This window comes from Agarivorans sp. Z349TD_8, assembly GCF_050870825.2.
Classification (GTDB): domain Bacteria; phylum Pseudomonadota; class Gammaproteobacteria; order Enterobacterales; family Celerinatantimonadaceae; genus Agarivorans.
This window is the reverse complement of the sequence record NZ_CP194037.2, coordinates 1619436-1644213: the sequence shown is the minus strand read 5'-3', so window position 1 is coordinate 1644213 and position 24778 is coordinate 1619436. Positions and strand designations below refer to the sequence as shown.

Here is a 24778-nt window from a genome sequence, read left to right as displayed (position 1 = left end):
TAACCAGATGAAAAGAATAGAAAACTTTCAAATGAAAGACTGATGACATTGAACGTTCGCAAATCGTACCGACTCATTAAAGCATCCCAGGTGAATGCGAACGAATACCAATCTAATTAATTATACGATCAACTTATGGCGCAGAATAAATCTGCCGATAACCTGCAATAGCGAGAGGTTCTAGTGACAAGATACAACACGCAGTTAGCGATGATTTAGGCCAACAAGAATGAACAGTTAATGAGTTAGATTGGTATAACCACAGTCGATATTGTGTATGAGAGTGCAGCAGTGCTACAACAAATATGTAGCGATGCAGTAGCCATTTTGAATTCGCTGCGTCAAAGGAGAGATAACATGTAGTCGCTCAGACCTGGTCTGAGCGACTACATGTAAGAACTTGAATTTAATTGCTTTTGTTGTGATCGTCATAAATCGCAAGTTGTTGATACAGCCAAATGCCAGCTTCCACTTGTTGCCCGTCGACAAATCGAATCAAATAGGGCTGACCACTGAATGAAGACCTGCTAGCCAATTTGTCGATAAACATTTCCGCGGTCCATTGCTCTTTATTTGGAGCAAACCAACTGTTTTGAGCACGATCTAGTTTCATTCTTAAATGAGCGACAGCTTGTTGCGAGTCATGCACCGTACCATTACGAATGAACACTAAATGGGTTCGATCCATTGCCTCAAATAAGCCTTCGATACGCGCACGTTGATAGTCCCAAGCTTTCAATTCAGATGCTCTGACAGACAAAATCAAACCGCTGACAATAACAATACTGATGTACCATATGCGATGGAAATGTTGCTTCACTCCCCCTCCCTACGCTATGCCTGTCACTGGTTTCGTCTTTTTCATATGACTCATGACCGAGTGATGATTAAAACATCAACTTTCACTAAAACCCTTGAGTATATCTGCCCCCTACACAACTAAGCGTGGATATTCTAATCAATAGTGTCTATGATTTTGTCATAAATATCTAACACCTAGCCAATGGAGCCACCAGCTAATGCACTATTTCTGGGTACCGTTTTTGCCCATCTTGGGAATTTTTGTTCCCCTACTCAGCGCAAGACTTAACCGAAGTGCTTGTGCACTTGCCACCGCGCTATTACCCGCTTTAGCCTTAACCCTGATTTTACTCGATTTACCCGCAGTATACGCGGAACATTTATTCACCCAGAGCATTGCTTGGATCCCTCAGCTTGGTTTGTCACTGTCCTTTCGTCTAGACGGCCTCGCGGTGTTATTTAGCCTATTGATTCTGGGGATTGGCTTATTGGTCATCCTATACGCACGTTATTACTTGTCAGAAAAAGATAGCATTGGCCGCTTTTATAGCTATTTGATCATGTTCATGAGCGCCATGCTCGGTATTGTGATGTCCAATAATATGCTGCAGCTATGGTTTTTTTGGGAGCTAACCAGCATTAGTTCATTCCTACTGATTGGTTTTTGGTCGCATAATAGTGATGCTCGAAAAGGCGCTCGTATGGCGTTGACCGTGACTGGCGCGGGCGGATTAGCCCTATTAGCAGGCATTATCTTACTTGGCCAAGTCGTAGGTAGCTACGAGCTAGAAGTGGTTTTAAACAGCGCCGAACTAGTACAACAACACCCTTATTACCTAACCATTTTACTGTTATTTTTACTCGGTGCATTTACCAAGTCAGCACAATTCCCCTTTCATTTTTGGTTACCTCACGCCATGGCCGCGCCAACACCTGTGAGTGCTTATTTGCATTCAGCAACCATGGTTAAAGCTGGTATCTTCTTATTAGCACGTTTTTATCCGGTGTTAGCTGGCACCGAAGTATGGTTTGCAGTGGTATCACTAACGGGGCTATTCACCCTGTTACTGGGGGCATATACCGCATTATTTAAACACGATTTAAAAGGTTTACTCGCCTACTCGACCATTAGCCACCTCGGTTTGATTGTATTATTGCTGGGACTCAACACTGAACTGGCGGCAATTGCAGCTGTATTTCATATTATCAACCATGCTATTTTTAAAGCGTCGTTGTTTATGGCCGCCGGCATTATTGACCATGAATCCGGCTCCCGAGACATGCGAAAACTCAATGGCTTATGGAAATATATGCCGATTACCGCCACCCTAGCGATGGTTGCATCAGCTTCAATGGCTGGAGTACCTTTACTCAACGGTTTTTTATCCAAAGAAATGTTTTTTACCGAGACCCTCGATCAAAGTATTTTGGGCTCGCTTTCTTGGTTAATTCCGGTGCTTGCGACAATTGGCGGAGCCTTCGCTGTCGCCTATTCATTACGCTTCATTCATGACGTATTTTTTAATGGTGAGCCGAAAGGGTTAAGTAAAACACCTCACGAACCGCCACGCTATATGCGAGTGCCAGTAGAAGTATTAGTGGCGCTATGCCTATTAGTTGGGATTTTCCCCGGTTACACCATCGAAAAACTACTCAACAGTGCCTCGTTTGCAGTCTTGCAGCATCCGCTGCCTACGTTTAGCTTAGCGATTTGGCATGGCTTCAATCTGCCATTATTGATGAGTGGCTTAGCAATTGTTGGCGGCGTATCGATTTATCTGAACCGCAAGCCTTTGTTTCGCTTTGACGGACTATTTCCAGAAATCGATGCTAAAGCCGTATTTGAAGGCATGATTCAGTCTTGCGTTCATTGGGCACAACGGCTTAACCGAGTATTGGAGTCCGGCTCGTTACAACGGTATGCTTTTTGTTTATGCTTTTTTGCCCTGTTACTCATCGGCCCACCGCTGCTTGAATTAGAGACCACTCGCGGTGGACAAGCTGAATACCCGCTAAATGGCTCATTCATTATTGCCGCCGTGCTACTAATAGCTGGCTCTTTGGCCACGGTGATATGGAGTCACTTACGCTTAATTGCCCTATTAATGTTGTCTTTGGTCGGTTTGGTGGTGTCAATTACCTTCGCTTATTTCTCCGCTCCCGACTTAGCCCTCACTCAATTGTCGGTAGAGATCGTCACCGTTATTTTACTTCTGCTAGGTTTATATTTTTTCCCACAACAAACCCCTACCAGCAAAAACCGTCCGAGTCACTTTGTTCGCGACCTAATACTGGCCTCATTACTCGGTTGTGTGATTGGTAGTATTTGCTTTGCTCTAATGACCCACCCTCTGGATAGCATCTCTCAATTCTTCCTTGATAATGCAAAAATAGGAGGAGGCGGAACCAACGTGGTGAACGTTATTTTGGTCGATTTCCGCGGCTTTGATACCTTCGGTGAAATTACCGTATTAGGCATTGCGGCCTTAGGGATCTATAAACTCATCGCGCGAATGCGACTCTCGATGCGTAGCAAAGACTACCAAGGTCGTGCTTGGGCCAGTGACCGCTACCCGCTGCTGCTCTCGGTGGTATCACAAAGTTTGCTACCGCTGTTTTTACTGATTTCCGCTTATATTTTTATGCGTGGACACAACCTACCCGGTGGTGGGTTCATCGCAGGTTTAATTACTTCAATAGCCCTCATTCAGCAATATCTTGCACACGGTGTAAATTGGATCAGTAAACGGGTCAGTTTAAACTACCATCTCCTGATTGCTGCCGGTTTAAGTATCGCCGCTCTCACTGGCTTTGGTAGCTGGTTATTTGGTCGCCCTTTCTTAACCTCTTGGTTTGACTATGTATCATTACCTTGGATAGGCAAATTTGAACTCACCAGCGCGATGATTTTTGACCTCGGTGTTTATCTCACCGTGATTGGTGCCACACTGATGATTTTGGCTAACCTTGGCAAACACACCACCAAAGAACGACTTACGGTAGGAGAACGATAATGGAAACTATCTATGCCGTTTGTGTCGGCTTTATTAGCGCTTGTGGTATCTTCTTAATGTTACGCGGCCACACATTCACTCTGGTAATTGGCTTAACCCTGCTCTCTTACGCCGTCAACCTATTCCTCTTCGCCAGCGGCGGCTTAACCATTGGCGCACCAGCAGTATTAAATGGGAGCACTCACTATGCTGACCCACTGCCACAAGCCTTGGTCTTAACCGCAATTGTGATCGGTTTTGCGATGACCGCATTTGCGGTCATTTTAGCCATGCGGGGACGCGCCGATTTAGGCAATGACCATGTCGATGGAACCGAACCTGTAGATCCACTCGCCCCAGAGGAAAAAGCGTAATGAGCCTATTTGATCACCTCGTTATTTTCCCGGTATTACTGCCCTTCACGATTGGCGTGATATTGCTATTTCCGGGCCTAAATAACTCCTTAGCTAAACAACGTTTGATTTCCATCGCTGCAAACCTGTTACTGGTCGTAGTCGCAATTTGTTTGTTAAGCAAAATACAAACCCAAGGCATTCAGGTTTATGCCTTGGGTGATTGGTCTGCCCCCTTTGGGATTGTATTAGTCGCCGATGCCTTCTCGGTATTGTTAGTCAGCCTAAGTGCCGTGTTAGGCCTTGCGGTGGTACTTTATGCCAGTGCCGGTGAAGATAGAAACGGCGCTTTTTTTCATGCACTAATCATGTTTCAGCTGATGGGGATCAACGGTGCTTTTCTCACCGGAGATGCCTTCAACTTATTCGTGTTTTTTGAAATATTATTGATCGCATCCTATTCGCTAATGATTCACGGTGGTGGCAAACAGCGTACTCAGGCAAACATTCACTATGTATTTTTAAACTTAATTGGCTCGTCTTTATTTTTATTTGCTTTAGGCACCCTATATGGCACCTTAGGTACGCTTAATCTTGCAGATATGGCAGACAAACTATCCCAATTATCCGCCAATCAACTACTCATAACTAAAGCAGGCGCACTGTTACTATTAGCTGTATTTGGCCTAAAAGCGGCGATGCTACCGCTGCACTTTTGGTTGCCGAAGGCTTATGCCAACACCAGCGCACCAGTGGCAGCACTATTTGCCATTATGACTAAAGTGGGGATCTACAGTATTTGGCGTATCCACGGTGTGATGTTTGGCAATCAAGCCGGCGAATTGGCCAACATTGCCTTACCTTGGTTATGGCCGATCGCCTTAAGCACCATTGCGATTGGAGCGATAGCCGTATTAGCCAGCCAAAGCTTACGTGTGCTAAGCAGTAACCTGGTGATCCTATCTGTCGGAACTTTATTAGTCACTATCGCCTTAAACAGTGTACAAGCGAGCACCGCAGGAATTTACTACTTACTTCATAGTACCCTCGCAGGGGCCGCAATGTTTCTCCTAGCAGGACTGATTCAACAACAACGAGGCAAAGCCGAAGATCGCTTTGTGAGCGCTCGCGCAATGCCTCAATCTGCTAAGCTAGGCCTTATCTTTGTCCTGTTAGCCATAGCCCTGATTGGCATGCCGCCGCTCTCTGGGTTTGTCGGAAAAGCATTGATATTACAAGCAGCAAGTAGCACAAACCAAATGCTGTGGGTATGGCCGCTGATGTTGATCGCCGGACTAGTTACGCTAATCGCCTTATCACGAGCCGGCACCTCGCTATTTTGGCGAACCAATGGCGAGAACTCGACAGCTTTACCAGGCCACCCTTTACAATACCTCGCCATTGCCTTGTTAGTCGGACTACTTCCCTTGATGGTCATTTTTGGGAGCGCGGTGACGGATTATACCAAACTTGCTGCCGAGCAACTCAATGCAGGTTTAAGCCTTGAACAACTCAATGAGGTCGCCAAATAATGAATAACAAGCATCAATTCCTTTGGTTCCCCACCCCCTATCACAGTGTTTTGCTATGGCTGGTGTGGCAAATTTTACATGATTTTAGTCGTGGGCACATGGTACTCGGAGCAGTATTCGCGATTGTGATTCCTTGGGTCGTTGCGCCTTTAAGTGAAAAGGAGCCCGTCTCCAAAAAACCATTTAAAGTATTGCTTTATATACTACGTTTGATTGGTGACATCATCGTCTCAAATTATGATGTTGCAAAACGTATTGTTCAAAGTAACCATCAATTGCAGCCTGCTTTTGTCGCAATCCCTCTCTCACTACGTGAACCTTTACCACTCACTATTTTAGCAAACAGTGTTTCGCTAACCCCTGGCACAGTGAGTCTAGAGTTATCCGAGGATAGGCAGTGGCTCTACGTACACGTATTGCATCTGGAAGACGAGCAGCAACTAATTAAATTAATTAAACAACGTTATGAAGCCCCGTTGAAGGAGATTTTTGAATGTTAGCTTACGCCATCTTAATTGCTAGTGGCTTAATTTGCTGTGCCTTAGCACTCAATGCGTGGCGCCTGATTATTGGCCCATCCACACCTGATCGGATCATCGCTGTGGATACCATGTATATCAATAGTATTGCGCTGATTGTGTTACTCGGCCTATATCAAGGCTCTGCCAGCTATTATGAGGGAGCATTACTCATCGCACTCCTCGGTTTCGTGAGTACTTCAGCATTTTGCAAATATCTGCTGCGCGGCGATATTATCGAATAGGACATAGATATGACTATATTTCTAGAAATGATTATTAGTTTACTGGTGCTATTGGGCGCGATCGTTATGTTAATCGGCTCAATTGGTTTAGCCAAATTTCCTGATTTTTTTACTCGCTTACATGCCCCCACCAAAGCAAGTACACTAGGTGTCGGCTGTATTCTACTCGCTTCGTTATTATTCTTTTGGATTGAGCAGGGCTACCCAAGTTTTAAAGAACTGTTAATTTCTATGTTCTTATTAATCACCGCACCCGTAGCCGCGCATATGCTCGCGAAAACAGGTTTGCATTACAAAGTTGCGATGAAAAACAATACTCAAAAGCAGAACTTAGCCAAACAAGCCTATTTACATAAGCATCCCAATGAACCGTAAACAACATCCAGCGACTTTTTTTAGCCAAGCGGCAGAGAACAACAAACAAGCCATATTGGCGCAACTATTACCATGGCTCAAGCACCATCATTCAATACTAGAGATTGGGTCTGGTACTGGCCAACATGCAGCCCACTTTGCTGCGGCCTGTCCTCACCTGATATGGCAGTGCTCGGATCTACAACCTAACCTTGCTGCCATTAACTACTGGCGGCAACATATGCAACTCACTCAACAACCCAAGCCACTAAGCTATCAAGTTGGCGAAGACTCTTGGCCCTGCGACGTGGATGCGGTATACACAGCCAATACTGCGCATATTATGACAGAACGTGTAGTTAAAACTATGTATCTGGCCATCGGGCAATACCTCCCCGAACAGGGCCATTTTTTTCATTATGGTCCTTTTAAACAAGCAGCAGAGTATTCTAGCGAAAGCAACCGAGCATTTGATCGCCAATTACTACAAGCGGGCTATGGAGGCTTGAGAGACTTAGAGCAACTGCAACAGTGGGCAAGTACCGTTGCGATGACTTTGCGACAAAAAATTGAAATGCCTAGCCATAACCTACTACTCATTTGGCAAAAAAAAACTAATCACCAACCAATTTAGGCATAAAAAAAGCCAATCATAAGATTGGCTTTTAGATTTTAAGTTGACTCACAGAATTAATCGGCGCTAGCTGCTTTATCTTCATTGCTGTAGATTAAAATCGGATCGCTTTCACCTTGGATCACCGTTTGATCAATCACTACCTTAGAGATATTATCAATCGAAGGTAAATCATACATAGTATTCAGCAATACGGCTTCAACAATGGAGCGCAGGCCACGAGCCCCTGTTTTACGTTCCATCGCTTTATTAGCGATAGCTCGTAACGCGTCTTCGCGAAACTCCAGCTCAACATCTTCCAACTTAAACAAAGCACCATACTGTTTAGTCAGTGCATTCTTCGGTTCGCTTAAGATCTGAATCAAAGCCTCTTGATCGAGCTCTGTCAAGGTAGCTACCACAGGTAAACGACCAATAAACTCGGGGATAAGACCATACTTGACTAAATCTTCAGGCTCAACTTTAGAGAAGGTTTCACTTAATGAGCGTTTATCGGCTTCGCCTTTAACTTCAGCTCCAAAACCAATTCCGGTACCCGTTGAAGCACGTTGTTCAATCACCTTATCTAAGCCAGCAAACGCACCACCACAAATAAACAAAATCTTAGAGGTGTCTACCTGCAAAAACTCTTGTTGTGGATGTTTTCGGCCACCTTGCGGAGGAACCGAAGCAACAGTGCCTTCGATCAACTTAAGCAAGGCTTGTTGTACACCTTCACCTGATACATCACGAGTAATTGATGGGTTATCCGACTTACGTGAAATCTTATCAATTTCATCAATGTACACTATCCCACGTTGCGCTTTTTCAACGTCGTAATCACATTTTTGCAGCAATTTTTGGATAATATTTTCAACATCTTCCCCAACATAACCGGCTTCGGTTAAGGTGGTTGCGTCAGCCATCGTAAATGGTACATCCAACAAACGAGCCAAAGTTTCCGCTAATAATGTTTTACCACTACCAGTTGGACCAATCAGCAAGATGTTGCTTTTACCAAGCTCAATACCGTCTGCGACATCACCATTACGTAAACGTTTGTAGTGATTATATACCGCCACCGCCAGTACTTTTTTCGCATGGTCTTGACCAATTACATAGTCGTCAAGATGAGCTCTAATTTCCTTAGGAACCGGTAGTGAATCACCCTCTTTCTTCGGCGATATCTCTTTTATTTCTTCTCGAATAATGTCATTACATAATTCAACACATTCGTCACAAATATAAACGGAAGGCCCGGCAATCAGCTTTCTCACTTCATGCTGGCTTTTACCGCAGAAGGAGCAATACAGTAGTTTACTACTATCTCCATCACCTTTGCGCTTATCTGTCATTCGCTAACCTCAAACTATTTAGCAGTTCAGCCCTTAATTACAGTGTAAATCAAACTGCTGAGAATGCTATTTTCACTATGTTCTTATCTAAACAGACCGAGAATTGACTATAGCCTATTCACGACGCGCAAAGATATCGTCGACGATACCATATTCTTTGGCTTGTTCTGCTGTCATATAGTTATCGCGATCGGTGTCTGCAGCGATAGTATCAAAACTTTGCCCAGTATGCTCGGCCAACAACTCATTCATACGACGTTTTGTTTTGATGATCTCATTTGCATGAATTTCAATATCCGAGGCCTGACCTTGATAACCACCAAGAGGTTGGTGGATCATCACCTTAGCATTCGGTAAACAATAACGCTTACCTTTGGCCCCTCCAGCCAACAAAAATGCTCCCATGCTGGCTGCCATCCCCATACACACGGTACTAATGTTAGGCTTAATAAACTGCATGGTATCGTAGATGGCCATACCTGCACTAATAGAACCACCAGGTGAATTAATATAAATGAAAATATCTTTTTCTGGACTTTCTGACTCGAGGAACAACAACTGTGCAACCACTAAATTGGCCATGTGATCTTCTACTTGGCCAGTTAAAAAGATCACGCGATCTTTTAATAAGCGAGAATAGATATCATAAGAACGCTCCCCTTTAGAGGTTTGCTCAATAACCATTGGCACCAAAGCTGCCATGGGGTCGAATGCAGACTGATTAACTTCTTTAGACATTGATGCGCTCTTCCTTTAAAAAAATGGCTCGTATGTAGTACATACGAGCCATTATATGCGAGATAAAGGTGCTTAAGTCAAATTAGAACTTAGTTTGCACCTTGTTTGTTCATGATTTCATCAAAAGCGACTTCATTTTCAGTTACTTTAGCTTGTTCAAGTACAAATTCAATCGCTTGCTCTTCTAATACTACATTACGAATGTTGTTCATTAACTCTTCGTTCTTAGCATAGTACTCTAAAACCTCTGTTGGATCTTCGTACGCAGAGGCAAAAGAAGCGATATGTGCTTTCACTTTTTCATCATCAGCTTTCAGTTCGTTAACCTTAATTAACTCACCTAATAACAGACCAGTACTCACTCGGCGTTGTGCTTGCTCTGTGAACAACTCATCCGGAAGCTCTGGCGCATTTTGTGCATTTTCACCAAAACGTTGCATGGCTTGCTTACGTAATTGCTCTACTTCTTGAGAAACCAGTGCAGCAGGCACTTCAATTGGGTTTTGCTCTAACAAACCAGAAATAACTTGCTCTTTCACACCCGTTTTAAGCGTTTGCTCTAGCTCGCGCTCCATGTTCTTACGGATCTCAGCTTTTAACGCATCCAGTTCACCAGACTCGATCCCGAACAACTTAACAAATTCTTCGTTGACTTCCGCAAGTTCAGGTTTTTCAACTTTATTTACTTTAATATCGAAAGTTGCAGCTTTTCCTTTCAGTTGTTCTGCATGGTAATCTTCAGGGAAGTTAACTTCGATAACAAACTCGTCACCAACTTTCTTACCTAAAACACCATCTTCAAAACCAGGAATCATACGGCCTGCGCCCATTTCAAGATCAAAAGCTTCTGCTTTGCCGCCTTCGAACTCTTCACCGTCGATCTTACCTAAAAAGTCTAGGTTTACACGAAACTCATTTTTAATCATGCCCTTGGTTTCTTTCCAAGCAGCTTGTTGCTTACGCAAAGTATCGATCATTGCATCAACGTCTTTATCGTTAACTTGTGCAACTTTCTTCTCAACTTCGATTGCGTCTAAGCCTTTAACTTCAACTTCTGGGAAAATTTCAAAAGTAGCAGTGAAGCTAAACTCACCATCAGTCGTCTCACCAGGTTGAAGAGCTGGCGCTCCAGCTGGGTTTAGTTTCTCTTGAATGATAGCTTCGTAGAATGAACGCTGCATTGCTTGACCAGTTACATCTTGACGTACGGCTGCACCGTAGCGTTTTTTGATGACACTCACTGGCACTTTACCAGGGCGGAAACCATCGATACGTGCGCGACGTGATTCTTCTTGAAGCGCTTGCTCAATTTGTTGTTCGATTTGTGCAGCGTCAATCGAAATCGTAACACGACGCTCCAAGCCCTGAGTTGTTTCTACTGAAACCTGCATTTTATTACCTCGGCTATAGTCAGCACCCTGCTGACAATTTACTTACGTAAACAATGGGTTGATAGCGGCCCGCAGTGGCGAGGCCGTTGTCCTCAATAATAAGGACCCATAATTTCAAAACGCCGCATTATAGCGGTGGTTTAGGCTTAGGTCGAGACTGATCGCTATATTATCCTTGATATCCACTAAATATTTGCAGCCGCGCACCTCTTAAGCCAATTTATGCAATGAAAAGCATCCATCTAATTTCGACGAGTGATGCTGAAAACAAACCTAAAGATACTAAAAAATCGGGCGGATATTCCCAAAGTAAACGCATAAGGTTCCATGCTCACAAGCTGGCCATAGCAAAATTCACCCATTATAATGACTTAAAAAGAACGATATCAGGGGTCGATACTAAAGAGCGGATGTTTTAATCGATAAAGCTTAGCCTGAGCAAGACCATTGGCAGGTACATCTTTTCCAGTTTCATCTTCTACATGTTGCAAACGAATCGAATAGTCTTTAAAAATAAGTGGCAGCTCTTGGTCGATATCAGCAGCCTGTTCTCGCTCAAGCCGACTGGAAAAATCTTCAATAGTGAGCAAAAATATATCCGCTTGATGAGGGATTAGTGTTGTCATATACGATGCATAGCGCTTTCGTATAGGCGAAGATAAAGCGGTTAACGCAGCCTTATCAAATACCATATGGACTTCCCCTAACAAGGCTTTTGTCAGCTTAAAGAAGTCGCCGCAAAAAATACTAATATTATTACACTGCCAAAGGCTAAAGTCGCCGATATTTTTAATCTCGGGGCGCAATTGATGTTGTTTGAAGAAAGCTTTAACCGCGATAGGACTCAATTCAACCCCCACCACCTGATGACCACGCTGAGCTAGCCACAACATGTCTAAACTTTTTCCGCAACAAGGCACAAAGACTCGCAACAACTCAGGTTCAGGATAATCGGGCCAAAACCTAGTCAAGAAAGAATTGACCTGCCATTGATGGAATTGAACGTTTTTGTTTTTGTTTTTCCAGAGTTTCAACCATAAATGGTTGTCTGAACTAAACAAGTGTGGTCTCAGTTCCCACTCGCACGCATAACATAGAATAAAAGAAACGAGTCATGTAAGCCCTTATATATTATTGGTTTAACTGCAAAGAGCTCACATGCTAATACTGATTTTGACAGACGAGACTCTGAATCAGGTTGGGCTAATGTCATCCAACTAGCAAGCTTTAATTATGTCATTACACTTTCTGCTATTCCAAGTCCTTCGCCAATATATACTTAAAACAACAGCAACAGCATCATCTTCAATTTACCAGTAGGCTCGGTAACCAGTCGTTCAATACAACACTTTTTAAACACTGATGATTGCTATGAAATAGCGATTAAATTGGAGGTCCTGAATTCAAAAACAAAAAAGCCTCGTCATTACGACGAGGCTTTATGTAGTGGTCGGTGATGAGAGATTCGAACTCCCGACCCTCTGGTCCCAAACCAGATGCGCTACCAAGCTGCGCTAATCACCGAATTTCTGGTAAATTTTAAGCGTTACCCACGCTGACACCAATAATGGTGCGGAAGGAGAGACTTGAACTCTCACACCTTGCGATACTAGAACCTAAATCTAGCGCGTCTACCAATTCCGCCACTTCCGCAAAACTATTTCGCAACACCACTGTGGTAATGTTGTCGAATAAATGGGGTGAGTAATGGGGTTTGAACCCACGACAACCGGAATCACAATCCGGGGCTCTACCAACTGAGCTATACCCACCACAAACTTTTATGCTAATTAAAGCATCTATATTGGCGCACCCTGTAGGACTCGAACCTACTACCTACGGCTTAGAAGGCCGTTGCTCTATCCAGATGAGCTAAGGGCGCATCTTTAGCGTCAATAAACCGAGTCATCTAACTAGGTTTTAAAATTTGGTCGGTGATGAGAGATTCGAACTCCCGACCCTCTGGTCCCAAACCAGATGCGCTACCAAGCTGCGCTAATCACCGATTACCTTGATATTATAGAGAATCTAACCCTCTGGCCCCACTCTTAACGAGCTTCGCGACGATACGCTACCAAGCTGCGCTAATCACCGATTACCTTGATATTATAGAGAACTAATCCTCTGGTCCCACTCTTAACGAGCTTCGCGATGATGCGCTACCAAGCTGCGCTAATCATCGATTCGATTCCAACACTGTTTGTGCCTTCAACGGAGGCGAATACTACCCACTTGAATGGTCAGCGTCAAACAGTTTTTTGGAGATATTTACCGTTTGGTTATAGCATAACCAAAATGGTTGCTATTCGGCAATATACCGCTGCTTAAATAGGCTATTTTTTCACAGGTAGGCACAAAGATTACTTCTCCGCCTGTACAAACTGTGAAGCGAAAGACACTTTTAAGCTAAGTGTTTCATGTCATAGTGATTTATTAATCCAAGTCAAAAGAAGTGACAAATTAAAGTTGTAGCCTTTTATCGTTATGTTAACAATTTTATCACGACTGCATGAAAGGAATCACATGAGCGAAGTAGCATTATCCATCTTGCTTTTATCAGCAGTTGCCGTGATTGGTCTCTGGTTTGGAGGCCTAAAAATACGCGGTATAGGCTTGGGCATCGGCGGTGTTTTATTCGGTGGGCTATTTGTCGGCCATTTCGTCAATCAGTTTGGTTGGCACTTAGACCCCCATGCGCTGCACTTTATTAAAGAATTTGGTCTAATTCTTTTTGTTTACACTATTGGTATCCAAGTTGGCCCCGGCTTCTTTGCTTCATTAAAAGCAAGCGGCTTAAAACTCAATTTGCTCGCAGCAGGAATTGTGCTCATTGGAGGGATAACCGCGGTATCCCTGCACTTTATTTTCAACTTACCACTCAATGTTTTTCTAGGCATTTATAGTGGTGCCGTCACCAATACGCCATCGCTAGCGGCTGGTCAGCAAATTTTGCAAGAATTGGGGATGAACGACCAGCAAACCACTCAGCTCGGTTTAGGTTATGCAATGGCTTATCCCTTTGGCATTTTGGGGATCCTGTTATCGATGTCGATCATCCGCTTGGTATTTCGAATTAATGTAGATAACGAAGCGGAACGTTTTGATAACGCCAAAGGCAAGAAGAAGAAAAGCTTACAAGACATCAACGTCATCATCCAAAATCCAAACCTTGATGGTTTGGCTTTCTCCCAACTCAATAAATTAATCGGCGACGAACTCATCTGTTCCCGGGTAAAAAGTAATGGCGAATTGAAAGTCCCTAGCCCTGATATGTTGATGCATAAAGGTGACTACTTACATCTCGTCGGACCAAATCGAACACAATTAGAACAAGCAACAATCATTATCGGTGAAGAAATTAACGAGTCATTATCGACCAAGGGCACATTGTTACGCAGTGAACGAGTCGTGGTGACAGAAGAACGCCTTCTGGGTAAAAAGCTTAGTGAACTCGACTTTAAGAATAATTTTAATGTGGTGGTTTCGCGCCTGCATCGCGCAGGTGTCGAACTGGTGGCCAACAAAGATTCTATCTTACAATTTGGCGATATTCTTAATATTGTCGGCCCTTCAGAAGATGTCGATAAGGTCGCCACGAGTTTAGGAAATCTGCGCAGTAAACTACAGCAAGTACAAATGTTACCCATTTTCATTGGCATCGGCTTAGGGGTGTTGCTAGGATCATTGCCATTAGCAATCCCTAGCCTCCCCGCACCATTAAAACTAGGTCTAGCTGGTGGTCCGCTCATTGTGGCAATAATTCTAGCGCGGATCGGCAGTATTGGGCGCCTATATTGGTTCATGCCTCCCAGTGCAAATTTAGCTCTAAGAGAAATTGGCATTGTATTATTTTTAGCCGTAGTTGGTATTAACTCTGGCGCTAACTTCATTGAAACCCTACTCGATGGTGACGGCCTCACTTGGATGTTTTATGGTGCCTTTATCACTTTAATTCCGCTACTAACCATTGGCCTGATTGGGCGCTATCTGGTAAAGCTCAATTATTTAAGCTTATGTGGCTTAATGGCTGGCTCTATGACCGATCCACCAGCACTCGCTTTTGCGAACTCAATTCATAGTACTTCGGGCGCCTCAGCCTTAGCCTATGCCACCGTCTACCCCTTAGTGATGTGTTTACGGATCTTATCGCCCCAAATCATCGCTGTATTACTCTGGGTTGCAGCCTAAGCTTTCCATAGCGTAACTTGGCCAGCTTTCACACTGGCTAAGTTGCCAATTCAATTACAAAAGCCTCCGGCATTGAGCCTCGCCCCACGTTTAGCTTAAAAAACACTGACATTTATCTATCTAACATGCCAAAATAGCGCCATCTAGAATCGTCAATCACTAGTTAAAGAAGAATCGATGTCTGCACAAATAATTGATGGAAAAAAAATTGCCTTACAAGTTCAAGATCGGGTTGCGGAGCGAGTAAAGCAACGGATCAGTGAAGGGAAACGCCCGCCAGGTTTAGCGGTTATTCTGGTGGGCGACAATCCTGCTTCGCAAGTTTACGTCGGCAGTAAACGTCGGGTATGTGAAGCGGTTGGCTTTATATCAAAATCGATCGACCTCGACGATAATACGGACGAGCAAACCTTGCTCGCTGAAATCGACGCGCTCAACGAAGACCCTCTCATTGATGGCATTTTAGTTCAGTTACCATTACCAGAAGGTATCGAGGAAACAAAAGTAATTGAGCGGATCCGCCCCGATAAAGATGTTGATGGCTTCCACCCATACAACATTGGTCGATTGGCGCAACGAATTCCAGCACTACGCCCTTGTACTCCGAAAGGCATTATAACGTTGATTGAGTCCACAGGCGTTAGTCCCTATGGCTTAGAAGCGGTTGTTGTTGGGGCTTCTAATATCGTCGGACGGCCAATGACTCTTGAGCTACTATTAGCAGGCTGTACCACCACCACTTGCCACCGCTTTACCAAAGACTTAGAAGCCCATGTTCGTCGGGCTGACTTAGTCATCGTGGCGGTAGGTAAGCCACAGTTTATTCCTGGAGAATGGATTAAACCCGGTGCAATGGTGATCGATGTAGGCATTAATCGCTTAAACAACGGCAAACTTGCTGGTGACGTAGAATACGAAGTGGCTCGCCAACACGCAGCATTCATTACTCCTGTACCTGGAGGTGTTGGGCCAATGACCGTTGCAACTTTAATTGAGAATACTCTTGAGGCTTGTGAACAATTTCACGATCTGTAGTCGTTAAAGGCGAGTACTAACTCTCAGTATTCGCCTTTTTTTAGACGGTAACGACATACTTAAGCTAGTTTTATAAAGAGTAATCTTTGAGATAGTTTATGTTAGCCCGTTATTTAGTTGCACTTAGCTTGGCTCTCTCTCTTCACTGCCGCGCAGAGCCCATCTCCTTCGTAACGGAAAACCTGCGCCCATACAATTATGTAGAGAATGCCCATTTAACCGGGCTTTCAGTTGAGCTAATAAAACTCGTATGGCAAGAAATGGGACAAGCGCCTCAGGCTATCAAGCTACAAACTTGGGAAAAAGCCTATTATTTGCTTCAGCATCGACCCAATATGGCTTTATTCTTAACCATGCGTAGTCCTAGACGTGAAACTATGTTTCATTGGGCATGTCCAATTACCCGCTCAAAAATTGAACTGGTCGCCTTAAGATCTCGGTCAATTAAAATCACTCACCTAGCGCCGCCCCCACCCTTATTATTTGGCGCGATGAAAGCCAGCGTAGGCGAGCAACTATTACTCAGTCAGGGGATCACGCCAGAACAAATTATATTTACTGCCGACTTTGAGAAATCGCTACGTCTGCTCATTCGTCGGCGCGTGGATGTAATCGCCTCGGAGCCAGAAGTCATCGCACAAACAGCCAAAGCATTGGGTTATGATGAGGAGTTATTTGAATCGATCTTTCAACTCGGTACGCTCGAAGGCTGTTATGCCTTCAGTCTCGGCACAGATCCGAGCTACTTAGAACGCTTTCAGCACGCTTTAACTCGAGTGACAGCAAGCCCCCAATACCAACAGTTATTGAAAAAATATAAGTTATAAAAAAGGCGGTCAAGCCGCCTTTTTAATGATAATCAATAAACTGTTCTACAACTAAGCTCTTCGCCACGTCGTCCCAGAAGCACCATCTTCAAGTACAATTCCCATCTCTGTGAGACGAGCGCGAGCGACATCTGCAGCCGCCCAGTCCTTATGATTACGAGCCTGATTACGCGCGACAATTAATGCCTCGATTTCAGCAACTTCGCTATCATGCTCACCCTGTAAAAAACTCTCTACGTCCTGGCCTAGAATACCCAACACGCCACTTAACTCGAGTAGCAAACTCGCATACTGTCCAGCCAACTCACTATCGCTGTCTTTTAAACGGTTCACATCTTTAGCCAATTCAAATAATACCGGAAGCGCTTCTGGCGTATTAAAGTCATCATCCATAGCCGCTTTAAACTGACTACGGTAAGCCTCTGCAAGTGCATCATCAATTGGCTTTAGCTCTACATGACGTAGCGCCGTATATAAACGCTCTAATGCGGAACGCGACTGCTTTAAGTTATCTTCCGAATAATTGAGCTGACTTCGATAGTGTCCAGACAATAAGAAATAACGCACGGTTTCTGGGTCGTAAACTTCAAGTACATCTTTAATAGTAAAGAAATTCCCCAAAGATTTAGACATTTTCTCTTTGTTGACCTGCACCATCCCTGAATGCATCCAGTAATTCACATAGTGGGTACCGTGAGCACAGCAGGACTGAGCGATTTCATTTTCATGATGAGGAAAGGCCAAATCGGAGCCGCCGCCATGAATATCAAAGACTTCGCCGAGATGCTTCATGTTCATCGCCGAACACTCGATATGCCAACCGGGGCGGCCTTTCCCCCACGGAGAATCCCACATCGGCTCACCAGGCTTAGCGCTCTTCCATAACACAAAATCAAGCGGGTTACGCTTATCTTCTCCCACTTCCACCCGTGCGCCGGCTTGTAACATATCCAAATTTTGTAGGCTCAACTTGCCATAATCTGCAAAGCTATTCACTTCAAACAGTACATCGCCACTCTCTGCCACATAGGCATGACCATTGGCAATTAACTTTTCAATAACATCGATAATCTCAGGCATATGCGTAGTTACCCGAGGTTCTACATCGGGACGCAGCATATTTAGTGCGTCAAAATCGGCATGCATGGCGGTCGTAAAACGTTCCGTTAGGGCTTCACAACTTTCGCCATTTTCCGCTGCGCGATTAATGATTTTGTCATCAACGTCAGTAATATTACGAACGAAATTAAGCTCGAAACCAGACCAGCGTAAATAACGAGCCACTGTATCGAAAGCCACAAAAGTACGCGCGTGTCCAATGTGACAATAATCGTAAATGGTAACGCCACAAACATACATACCAACCTTCCCTTCAATCAAAGGTTTGAAGGCCTGTTTTTTACGCGTCAAGGTATTGTATATCTGTAACATCTATATTATTTCCTGTTCCATTTACTAACTGTCGATAAAGAGTCACATTCTATCATTGCCGCCTAGGAAAAACAGCCGAATTAAGCGCGACGACTAGTCACTAAGCCAACGAAGGTTTAGAATCGGGGCACTAACGATAAAAAGGTAAAATAATGGTTACTTTACACACTAATTTTGGCGACATAGTCATTAAGCTATTCGAAAGTGAAGCCCCTAAAACCACGGCAAACTTTTTGGCCTATGCTAAAGAAGGTTTTTATAACGACACTATTTTTCACCGCGTCATCGATGGCTTTATGGTGCAAGGCGGTGGCTTCGCTTCAGGTATGGAAGAAAAAACCACTAAAGCGCCGATTAAAAATGAAGCGAACAATGGTTTATCCAACAAAACTGGCACCCTCGCGATGGCTCGAACCATGGAGCCTCATTCGGCATCAGCACAGTTTTTTATCAACGTAAATGACAATGCCTTCCTCGACTTTAAAAGCGAAACCAGCGAAGGTTGGGGTTACTGCGTATTTGCTGAAGTGATAGAAGGAATGGATGTTGTAAATAAAATCAAAGGCGTAGACACTGGCAACTTTGGTTATGTGCATGCCGATGTCCCCTTAGAAGAAGTGCTCATCACTTCGGTCAGCGTTGCGGAATAAGCGCTAAGTGCTCACCTATTTCATCTCTGATTTACATCTCAGTGAACAGCGGCCCGATATTATTCGGGCCTTTATTGAGTTTATTGAACAACAAGCCCCTCAAGCAGACGCCTTATATATTCTTGGCGATTTATTCGAGTTTTGGATTGGCGACGACGATCAAACACCGGTTGCTCTGCAAGTAGAGCAAGCACTGCTTGCTTTGGCAGAACAAGGCGTTCCGACTTACTTTATTCATGGCAACCGAGATTTTATGGTTGGCAAGGATTATGCGCGACGTTGTCGAATGATCCTACTTGAAGAAGAAGAAGTCATCGACTTATATGGTAAAAAGGTGCTGATCCTGCATGGTGATACTTTGTGTACCGACGATCAGGGCTACCAAGAATATCGAACGATCACCCAAAAGCGCTGGCTAAGACGTCTATTTTTGTTACTTCCGCTATTTATTCGGCAAATTCTTGCCAATAAAATTCGTAGCAAAAGTAAACAAGCCAACAAAAGTAAATCACTCGGTATCATGGATGTAAACCAAGGAGAAGTGGAGCAACGTTTTAAACAGCGTCAGATTGATTATATGATCCATGGGCATACCCACCGCCCAGACATCCATCAAATCAAGTTGGGCACCACCTCAACCATGTATCGCGTTGTATTAGGCGATTGGTACCAGCAGATGAGTGTATTACGAATCGACTCACATGGCTTGGATCTGAGTTCAGCGCAACAGCATCAGCAACTGAAACTAGACTAATATCTTGCCGCAATGCCACGCCTACCCACAAAGATTAAGTATCGCGCGAAACTTAATCTTTCACGGTCAATTTTAGTTTAAGCTAAACCCTTGTTATCACTACGATGCAGTGCGTGAACCACGCATAAACAGCGTCTTTCTCAAGCAACGCTTCAAATCTAATCTTTCACTCGTCTGTATAAATTTTTAGGTCATTCTCGTGAATTCAAATGCGGTTAGACAAATCGAATAACAAACGTCTGTCTGATTGATGATGTCATCCCCCCTGCATTAAGTGATTTGAAGCCTAGCGCACAAAAAAACTAAAGAACAATATTTATACAGAAAGAGATAATATGACTTGACGACTTCACAGACTTCGCGCATAACTTAATAGTAAATGTTGCAAACTTGTTAACTACCGAGGGTGAACATATGTTATTTAGTCATGTATGGGGCTTGGCTTCACATACCAAAGAAGAATGGCGAGACATCGACAAACACCATGAAGGAATTGGAGCCAGTTTATCTCATTTGCTATTGATGGCCCTCATTCCAGCAATCTGTGGCTACTTTTCCACGGTGCATATTGGTTGGAAAGTTGGCACAAATAGTTTTTCTCTAACCAGCGAAAGTGCCATCTTTATGTCCCTGGCGATGTATGCAGCCCTCGTGACGAGTGTCCTGTGCTTAGCTTTAGCTGCACAATGGATGGCAAAGACTTTTAATGCCGACACCACTTACCAGCAAACCTTAGAGTTATCGGCCTATGTCGCTACTCCTATTTTCATGGTGGGTTTCGCCGGCCTGTACCCTGAGCCATGGTTTGTGATGGTGGCAGGCTTAGTTGGCCTCACTTATTCGATCTACCTGCTTTACACTGGGGTTCCGATTATTATGCATATCCCAGAAGAGCGCGGATTTATCTATGCGAGTAGCTTGGTCACGGTTGGCTTAGTCGTTCTAGTATCGGTTCTCATCGCAACGGTCATTCTGTGGTCCACTGGCGCAGGGCCCGTTTTTGCAAATTAGAATCACAACTCATTGATAAACTACAGAACAAAAAAGCCCGCTCAGTGAGCGGGCTTTTTACTACTTCAAACGTCTACGTTTAGCCGCTTGACCTTGGGTTCTGGTGCGATGTTTACGAACCGACTTTCTGATACGTTGAGTACTGCGGACGCGATCAGCAACTTTAATCACGGTATTATCTTCTTTATTTAGTTGAACCAATTGACGTAAATAGTTCACTTGTTCTAATGGCATTTCTTGCCAGCCACTGCGTGGTAGTCCTTTCGGTAACGGCAATAAACCATAGCGAACTCGGATCAGGCGACTCACTTGTACACCTTGAGACTCCCACATCCGTCGCACTTCACGGTTACGACCTTCGCTTAGGGTGACCGAGTACCATTGGTTAATCCCCTCACCGCCTTGGCGCCTTACCGTGGTAAAAGTCGCCTTACCATCTTCCAGCTCAACGCCACTGCGCAAGCGATGGATCATCGCATCATCAACATCGCCAAATACCCGTACCGCATATTCTCGCTCAACTTCGAAACTCGGATGCATTAAACGATTCGCCAACTCTCCATCGGTCGTAAACAACAACAAACCAGAGGTATTAATATCCAAACGTCCCACCGCAATCCAACGGCCATTTTGTAGCCGCGGCAAACGTTCAAACACCGTTTCACGCCCCTCGGGATCATTTCTGGAACAGATTTCGCCTTCCGACTTGTGGTAGGCAAGCACACGACAAATGGTATCTTCAACCTTTTGAATCTGCACTGAGTGGCCATCAACTCGAACCTCTGCGCCTTCTTCAATGCGATCGCCTAACTTCGCCTTAACCCCGTTAACACTCACTCTGCCTGCATCAATAACAGCTTCCATCTCACGACGTGAGCCCAGACCGCTGCGAGCCAGGACTTTTTGAAGTTTTTCACTCATATTTCTTATCCGGATGGTAAAGTGCGCTAAGTCTGAAAGTCTTGCGGCAGTTTTTCAAGTAAAGATTGATCTAATTCTGGCAAATCAGTCAAATCTTTCAAACCAAAATAATCAAGAAAGGCGGTTGTAGTGGCCAGTAGACTAGGTCTGCCCGGAACTTCTTTGTGACCAACCACTCGGATCCAGCCTCTATCTTTGAGCACGCTAATAATATGGCTACTCACCGCAACCCCGCGTATGGCCTCAATCTCACCACGAGTCAAGGGCTGCCGATAAGCAATCAACGTCAAGGTTTCTAACAGTGCTCGGCTAAATTTAGGCGCTTTCTCCGCCCATAAATTAGCTAATTGAGGAGCAAATTCTTGGCGCGCACGAAACTGGTAACCACTAGCAGTTTCTATCAGCTCAATTCCCGAATCTTGATAACGCAAGCTCAATTCTTCCAAAATCATATTCACTTGAGCACGAGCAAGTCCCACATCAGCTAACACACTGGCTTGTAGTTCTTTAACACTCAATGGTCGAGCGGCAACAAATAATGCCGCTTCCACCAGTTTGACGAGATTTGGTTTTGCAGACATAGTTAATCACGCATCTCATTCACCAAAATAACTTGAATCGGCATTAAGGGCTGACTCTGCACACACTTGATGTAGCCTTCCTTAATGAGTTCTAAAATCGCTAAGAAGCTAACGACCAAGCCGCTACGACCTTCACTCTGGCTAAATAGCTGGGTAAATTCAACAAATTGATGCTGTTGCAAGCGCGCCAAAATATCACTCATTCGCTGCCGAGTAGATAGTTTTTCTCTTTTAATTTCATGATGCTCAAAATTACTAACTCGCTGTACAATGCGACGCATCGCTTCAATGAGCTCATCCATAGCCACTTCAGGATAAATTAACTTAACAGGCAACTCTGCGGGCTTAGCAACCGAGGCTAAAAAAATATCGCGCTGCTCACGTGGTAACTCATCCAGCCTGTCACTCGCATTTTTATACAACTCATATTCTTGTAAACGCCGGATCAATTCAGCTCTCGGATCATCTTCAGCTTGTTCATGTTCTTGCACTGGCAATAAGCAGCGAGACTTAATTTCCGTCAGTAAGGCCGCCATCACCAAGTATTCCGCTGCAAGCTCAAGTTTTAGCTGTCGCATTGCTTCCATATATTCCATGTATTGCTGCGTAATCGCGAGCACAGGAAGACGTTCGATATCTAATTTCTGCTTACGGATCAGGTATAATAGTAAGTCGAGGGGTCCTTCGAAATTCTCTAAAATAACCTCCATTGCATCTGGAGGTATAAATAAATCATTGGGAATATTTAACCAAGGCTCACCGTTCACGCTTGCTAAAGTTAATTGCTGAGTTGGAGAGGCCTTATCTAACATTACTCAAAAGGGGCGGTATCGCCCGAACCTTTGCGGATGATTTCCATACTATCTTCCGACAAATCAATCACTGTGGTCGGCTGCTCACCCAAATATCCACCATTAATAATAAGATCGACATGGTGTTCAAGCGTATCGCGAATTTGTTCAGGATCGGATTCGGTGTAATCGTTCCCAGGTAAAATAAGACTACAGGACATCAAGGGTTCGCCTAAGGCTTCTAGCATTGCAAGTGCGATCTTATCGTTAGGAACCCGAATACCGATGGTTTTGCGCTTAGGATTAAGCAAACGCCTTGGTACCTCCTTGGTTCCTTTAAAAATAAAGGTGTAGGCTCCCGGTGTATTATTGCGTAATAAACGATAGGCAAGATTCCCGACACGAGCATATTCAGATAATTCAGATAGGTCACGACACATCAAGGTAAAATGATGATTTTTATCCAGTTGACGGATCCTACATATTCGTTCTAATGCCGCTTTATCACCAATATGGCAACCAATGGCATATCCTGAATCGGTGGGGTAAATCACAACCCCCCCACTTTTGATCAACCCTGCAGCTTGGTTCATTAAACGCTGTTGTGGGTTATCCGGGTGAACATAGAAAAATTGACTCATAACTATTCCTGCGCTCTCGAGCGTCTTGAAGAATCATCGCTATTATATTCCTTCCAGCCACAGAGTGCAGGCTAAAGCTGTAAACAACTAAAAATAAACGCTTTAAGTAACGAGTGATTACAGTGAGTACTTCGTTCACGTCATTGTTTTCGCACATTTTACTTTTACTGAATGGCCGGAGTGGGAATTACTTTGTTTGCCAACGTAACCAAATCGGTTGACACTTCTCTGGTAAGTGTAACCCCCGAGCCAACTCACGCCAAGTAGAAGGATGATGAAAATCAGAGCCTTGAGAAGAACTTAAGTGATGTTGTTCAGCTAAGTCAGCCAACCATGCCATTTGATCTTTCGACATCTGTGGCATCGCCACTTCTATACCGTCCCCCTCCACATCGGCAAACTCAGCGATCAGTTTTCGGATCCACTTATTCGACAAATCATAATGGGTTGGATGCGCCAATACCGCGACGCCACCGGCTTGATGGATAAGTTGGACCGCCTCTGCAATACTCATCCAATTATTCGGTACATAACCGATATTTCCACGACGTAGATATTTGTCGAAGACCTTATTAAAATTACTCGCCAGTCCCCGCTCCACTAACACTCGAGCAAAATGAGATCGAGTAATTGGTGCCTTACCAGACAGCACTTTAGCTTGCTCATATACTTGCTCAATCCCCGCCTTTGCGAGGCGTTTCCCCATTTCAATTGCTCTAATTTCACGCTTTTCCCGCTGCACCAGCAACTGCTGTTGTAGAACAGGATTCGTAATATCGATATTCAAGCCAACAATATGAATATCGAAAGCATGCCAAGCAGTGGAAATTTCGGTTCCAGCGATCAGCTCTAAATGTTTGGCCTGAGCTTGGGCAGCAGCAATGCCATCAGTCGTATCGTGATCGGTGATCGCTAGCATTTCGACTTGCATGTTCTCGGCGCGCATCACCAACTCCTCTGGCGTTAAACCGCCATCAGAAGCTGTTGTGTGACTATGCAAATCAAATCTCATTTAATTTCCTAAATTTTTTCTTGACTTAGTAAGGTCATTTAAA

General features: G+C 44.2%; 24 protein-coding genes and 5 tRNA genes. 13 read left to right on the top strand and 16 right to left on the bottom strand.

The genetic code is table 11. The features are described 5' to 3' along the window. Positions 1-406: 406 nt before the first annotated feature. A complete protein-coding gene (locus ACRRS1_RS07450; protein WP_432459022.1) occupies positions 407-820 on the bottom strand; it encodes a DUF5329 family protein in 414 nt (137 codons plus the stop codon). Positions 821-1019: 199 nt separating this feature from the next. Here ACRRS1_RS07450 and ACRRS1_RS07445 point away from each other — a divergent pair, with 199 nt between their 5' ends. The 7 genes from ACRRS1_RS07445 to ACRRS1_RS07415 are packed head-to-tail and all read left to right on the top strand — an operon-like array spanning position 1020 to position 7430. After that, the gene (locus tag ACRRS1_RS07445; RefSeq protein WP_432453794.1) at positions 1020-3815 is read left to right on the top strand and encodes a monovalent cation/H+ antiporter subunit A; all 2796 of its coding nucleotides are present in this window, start codon (positions 1020-1022) and stop codon (positions 3813-3815) included. Then, positions 3815-4168: a Na+/H+ antiporter subunit C gene (locus ACRRS1_RS07440; RefSeq protein ID WP_432453795.1), complete on the top strand. Its 354-nt coding sequence runs from the start codon at positions 3815-3817 to the stop codon at positions 4166-4168. The genes ACRRS1_RS07445 and ACRRS1_RS07440 overlap by 1 nt, the downstream gene beginning before the upstream one ends. Further along, entirely contained in the window at positions 4168-5679 is a 1512-nt protein-coding gene (locus ACRRS1_RS07435; protein ID WP_432459021.1) for a monovalent cation/H+ antiporter subunit D, read from the top strand. Before ACRRS1_RS07440 ends, ACRRS1_RS07435 begins: the two co-directional genes overlap by 1 nt. Continuing rightward, positions 5679-6179, top strand: coding sequence for a Na+/H+ antiporter subunit E (locus ACRRS1_RS07430; protein ID WP_432453797.1), 501 nt, complete (start codon positions 5679-5681; stop codon positions 6177-6179). Before ACRRS1_RS07435 ends, ACRRS1_RS07430 begins: the two co-directional genes overlap by 1 nt. Beyond that, entirely contained in the window at positions 6173-6442 is a 270-nt protein-coding gene (locus ACRRS1_RS07425; protein WP_432453798.1) for a K+/H+ antiporter subunit F, read from the top strand. Before ACRRS1_RS07430 ends, ACRRS1_RS07425 begins: the two co-directional genes overlap by 7 nt. 9 nt (positions 6443-6451) lie before the next feature. Further along, the gene (locus tag ACRRS1_RS07420) at positions 6452-6817 is read left to right on the top strand and encodes a Na+/H+ antiporter subunit G (RefSeq protein WP_432462875.1); all 366 of its coding nucleotides are present in this window, start codon (positions 6452-6454) and stop codon (positions 6815-6817) included. Next, entirely contained in the window at positions 6807-7430 is a 624-nt protein-coding gene (locus ACRRS1_RS07415; RefSeq protein ID WP_432468079.1) for a DUF938 domain-containing protein, read from the top strand. Before ACRRS1_RS07420 ends, ACRRS1_RS07415 begins: the two co-directional genes overlap by 11 nt. A 56-nt stretch (positions 7431-7486) precedes the next feature. Here ACRRS1_RS07415 and clpX read toward each other — a convergent pair whose 3' ends face one another. The 9 genes from clpX to ACRRS1_RS07370 all read right to left on the bottom strand — a co-directional run bounded on the left by clpX (position 7487) and on the right by ACRRS1_RS07370 (position 12898). Continuing rightward, positions 7487-8764, bottom strand: coding sequence for an ATP-dependent protease ATP-binding subunit ClpX (gene clpX / locus ACRRS1_RS07410; protein WP_432453801.1), 1278 nt, complete (start codon positions 8762-8764; stop codon positions 7487-7489). A 114-nt stretch (positions 8765-8878) separates the two neighbouring features. Beyond that, entirely contained in the window at positions 8879-9502 is a 624-nt protein-coding gene (gene clpP, locus ACRRS1_RS07405) for an ATP-dependent Clp endopeptidase proteolytic subunit ClpP (protein WP_432453802.1), read from the bottom strand. An 89-nt stretch (positions 9503-9591) separates the two neighbouring features. Continuing rightward, entirely contained in the window at positions 9592-10893 is a 1302-nt protein-coding gene (tig, locus tag ACRRS1_RS07400) for a trigger factor (RefSeq protein ID WP_432453803.1), read from the bottom strand. Between the two features lie 386 nt (positions 10894-11279). Beyond that, the gene (locus tag ACRRS1_RS07395; protein ID WP_439036010.1) at positions 11280-11927 is read right to left on the bottom strand and encodes a thiopurine S-methyltransferase; all 648 of its coding nucleotides are present in this window, start codon (positions 11925-11927) and stop codon (positions 11280-11282) included. Positions 11928-12340: 413 nt separating this feature from the next. After that, positions 12341-12417: transfer RNA gene (locus ACRRS1_RS07390), tRNA-Pro, on the bottom strand. Positions 12418-12461: 44 nt separating this feature from the next. Further along, positions 12462-12546: transfer RNA gene (locus tag ACRRS1_RS07385), tRNA-Leu, on the bottom strand. 43 nt (positions 12547-12589) lie between these two features. Then, positions 12590-12665 (bottom strand) — tRNA-His (locus tag ACRRS1_RS07380). Positions 12666-12698: 33 nt separating this feature from the next. Continuing rightward, positions 12699-12775: transfer RNA gene (locus ACRRS1_RS07375), tRNA-Arg, on the bottom strand. Between the two features lie 46 nt (positions 12776-12821). Then, positions 12822-12898: transfer RNA gene (locus tag ACRRS1_RS07370), tRNA-Pro, on the bottom strand. 518 nt (positions 12899-13416) lie between these two features. On the opposite strand from ACRRS1_RS07370, the gene ACRRS1_RS07365 reads away from it, so the two are divergent. The 3 genes from ACRRS1_RS07365 (at position 13417) to ACRRS1_RS07355 (ending at position 16943) form a co-directional block, all read left to right on the top strand. Continuing rightward, entirely contained in the window at positions 13417-15081 is a 1665-nt protein-coding gene (locus tag ACRRS1_RS07365) for a putative transporter (protein ID WP_432453805.1), read from the top strand. Positions 15082-15258: 177 nt separating this feature from the next. Further along, complete coding sequence (gene folD / locus ACRRS1_RS07360) at positions 15259-16116, top strand: bifunctional methylenetetrahydrofolate dehydrogenase/methenyltetrahydrofolate cyclohydrolase FolD (RefSeq protein ID WP_432453806.1); 858 nt, start codon at positions 15259-15261, stop codon at positions 16114-16116. A 98-nt stretch (positions 16117-16214) separates the two neighbouring features. Continuing rightward, entirely contained in the window at positions 16215-16943 is a 729-nt protein-coding gene (locus ACRRS1_RS07355) for a substrate-binding periplasmic protein (protein ID WP_432468081.1), read from the top strand. 51 nt (positions 16944-16994) lie between these two features. On the opposite strand, the gene cysS is transcribed toward ACRRS1_RS07355, so the two are convergent. Then, on the bottom strand, positions 16995-18374 hold the full coding sequence (gene cysS / locus ACRRS1_RS07350; protein WP_432453808.1) for a cysteine--tRNA ligase: 1380 nt from the start codon (positions 18372-18374) through the stop codon (positions 16995-16997). 152 nt (positions 18375-18526) lie between these two features. On the opposite strand from cysS, the gene ACRRS1_RS07345 reads away from it, so the two are divergent. The 3 genes from ACRRS1_RS07345 (at position 18527) to ACRRS1_RS07335 (ending at position 20789) form a co-directional block, all read left to right on the top strand. Further along, a complete protein-coding gene (locus ACRRS1_RS07345; RefSeq protein ID WP_432453809.1) occupies positions 18527-19024 on the top strand; it encodes a peptidylprolyl isomerase in 498 nt (165 codons plus the stop codon). A gap of 7 nt (positions 19025-19031) precedes the next feature. Continuing rightward, positions 19032-19778 carry a UDP-2,3-diacylglucosamine diphosphatase gene (gene lpxH, locus ACRRS1_RS07340; RefSeq protein WP_432468082.1) on the top strand — a complete coding sequence of 249 codons (747 nt, stop codon included), beginning with the start codon at positions 19032-19034 and terminating at the stop codon, positions 19776-19778. Positions 19779-20192: 414 nt separating this feature from the next. After that, complete coding sequence (locus ACRRS1_RS07335) at positions 20193-20789, top strand: Yip1 family protein (protein ID WP_432453811.1); 597 nt, start codon at positions 20193-20195, stop codon at positions 20787-20789. 60 nt (positions 20790-20849) lie between these two features. On the opposite strand, the gene rluB is transcribed toward ACRRS1_RS07335, so the two are convergent. From rluB to rnm, 5 genes are all read right to left on the bottom strand, one after another. Continuing rightward, positions 20850-21710, bottom strand: coding sequence for a 23S rRNA pseudouridine(2605) synthase RluB (gene rluB / locus ACRRS1_RS07330; protein ID WP_432453812.1), 861 nt, complete (start codon positions 21708-21710; stop codon positions 20850-20852). 26 nt (positions 21711-21736) lie between these two features. Continuing rightward, positions 21737-22291: an SMC-Scp complex subunit ScpB gene (gene scpB, locus ACRRS1_RS07325; protein WP_432453813.1), complete on the bottom strand. Its 555-nt coding sequence runs from the start codon at positions 22289-22291 to the stop codon at positions 21737-21739. A 2-nt stretch (positions 22292-22293) separates the two neighbouring features. Continuing rightward, on the bottom strand, positions 22294-23103 hold the full coding sequence (locus ACRRS1_RS07320) for a segregation and condensation protein A (protein ID WP_432453814.1): 810 nt from the start codon (positions 23101-23103) through the stop codon (positions 22294-22296). Next, entirely contained in the window at positions 23103-23723 is a 621-nt protein-coding gene (locus ACRRS1_RS07315; protein ID WP_432468083.1) for an L-threonylcarbamoyladenylate synthase, read from the bottom strand. Before ACRRS1_RS07315 ends, ACRRS1_RS07320 begins: the two co-directional genes overlap by 1 nt. 187 nt (positions 23724-23910) lie before the next feature. Next, entirely contained in the window at positions 23911-24735 is an 825-nt protein-coding gene (gene rnm, locus ACRRS1_RS07310) for an RNase RNM (RefSeq protein ID WP_432453816.1), read from the bottom strand. Positions 24736-24778: the final 43 nt, after the last annotated feature.

What these genes read in the sequence shown, in the direction of transcription:
- ACRRS1_RS07445 (WP_432453794.1), top strand. Translation starts at nt 1,020, where the DNA reads ATGCACTATTTCTGGGTACCGTTTTTGCCCATCTTGGGAATTTTTGTT.
- ACRRS1_RS07440 (WP_432453795.1), top strand. Translation starts at nt 3,815, where the DNA reads ATGGAAACTATCTATGCCGTTTGTGTCGGCTTTATTAGCGCTTGTGGT.
- ACRRS1_RS07435 (WP_432459021.1), top strand. Translation starts at nt 4,168, where the DNA reads ATGAGCCTATTTGATCACCTCGTTATTTTCCCGGTATTACTGCCCTTC.
- ACRRS1_RS07430 (WP_432453797.1), top strand. Translation starts at nt 5,679, where the DNA reads ATGAATAACAAGCATCAATTCCTTTGGTTCCCCACCCCCTATCACAGT.
- ACRRS1_RS07425 (WP_432453798.1), top strand. Translation starts at nt 6,173, where the DNA reads ATGTTAGCTTACGCCATCTTAATTGCTAGTGGCTTAATTTGCTGTGCC.
- ACRRS1_RS07420 (WP_432462875.1), top strand. Translation starts at nt 6,452, where the DNA reads ATGACTATATTTCTAGAAATGATTATTAGTTTACTGGTGCTATTGGGC.
- ACRRS1_RS07415 (WP_432468079.1), top strand. Translation starts at nt 6,807, where the DNA reads ATGAACCGTAAACAACATCCAGCGACTTTTTTTAGCCAAGCGGCAGAG.
- clpX (WP_432453801.1), bottom strand. Translation starts at nt 8,764, where the DNA reads ATGACAGATAAGCGCAAAGGTGATGGAGATAGTAGTAAACTACTGTAT.
- clpP (WP_432453802.1), bottom strand. Translation starts at nt 9,502, where the DNA reads ATGTCTAAAGAAGTTAATCAGTCTGCATTCGACCCCATGGCAGCTTTG.
- tig (WP_432453803.1), bottom strand. Translation starts at nt 10,893, where the DNA reads ATGCAGGTTTCAGTAGAAACAACTCAGGGCTTGGAGCGTCGTGTTACG.
- ACRRS1_RS07365 (WP_432453805.1), top strand. Translation starts at nt 13,417, where the DNA reads ATGAGCGAAGTAGCATTATCCATCTTGCTTTTATCAGCAGTTGCCGTG.
- folD (WP_432453806.1), top strand. Translation starts at nt 15,259, where the DNA reads ATGTCTGCACAAATAATTGATGGAAAAAAAATTGCCTTACAAGTTCAA.
- ACRRS1_RS07355 (WP_432468081.1), top strand. Translation starts at nt 16,215, where the DNA reads ATGTTAGCCCGTTATTTAGTTGCACTTAGCTTGGCTCTCTCTCTTCAC.
- cysS (WP_432453808.1), bottom strand. Translation starts at nt 18,374, where the DNA reads ATGTTACAGATATACAATACCTTGACGCGTAAAAAACAGGCCTTCAAA.
- ACRRS1_RS07345 (WP_432453809.1), top strand. Translation starts at nt 18,527, where the DNA reads ATGGTTACTTTACACACTAATTTTGGCGACATAGTCATTAAGCTATTC.
- ACRRS1_RS07335 (WP_432453811.1), top strand. Translation starts at nt 20,193, where the DNA reads ATGTTATTTAGTCATGTATGGGGCTTGGCTTCACATACCAAAGAAGAA.
- rluB (WP_432453812.1), bottom strand. Translation starts at nt 21,710, where the DNA reads ATGAGTGAAAAACTTCAAAAAGTCCTGGCTCGCAGCGGTCTGGGCTCA.
- scpB (WP_432453813.1), bottom strand. Translation starts at nt 22,291, where the DNA reads ATGTCTGCAAAACCAAATCTCGTCAAACTGGTGGAAGCGGCATTATTT.
- ACRRS1_RS07320 (WP_432453814.1), bottom strand. Translation starts at nt 23,103, where the DNA reads ATGTTAGATAAGGCCTCTCCAACTCAGCAATTAACTTTAGCAAGCGTG.
- ACRRS1_RS07315 (WP_432468083.1), bottom strand. Translation starts at nt 23,723, where the DNA reads ATGAGTCAATTTTTCTATGTTCACCCGGATAACCCACAACAGCGTTTA.
- rnm (WP_432453816.1), bottom strand. Translation starts at nt 24,735, where the DNA reads ATGAGATTTGATTTGCATAGTCACACAACAGCTTCTGATGGCGGTTTA.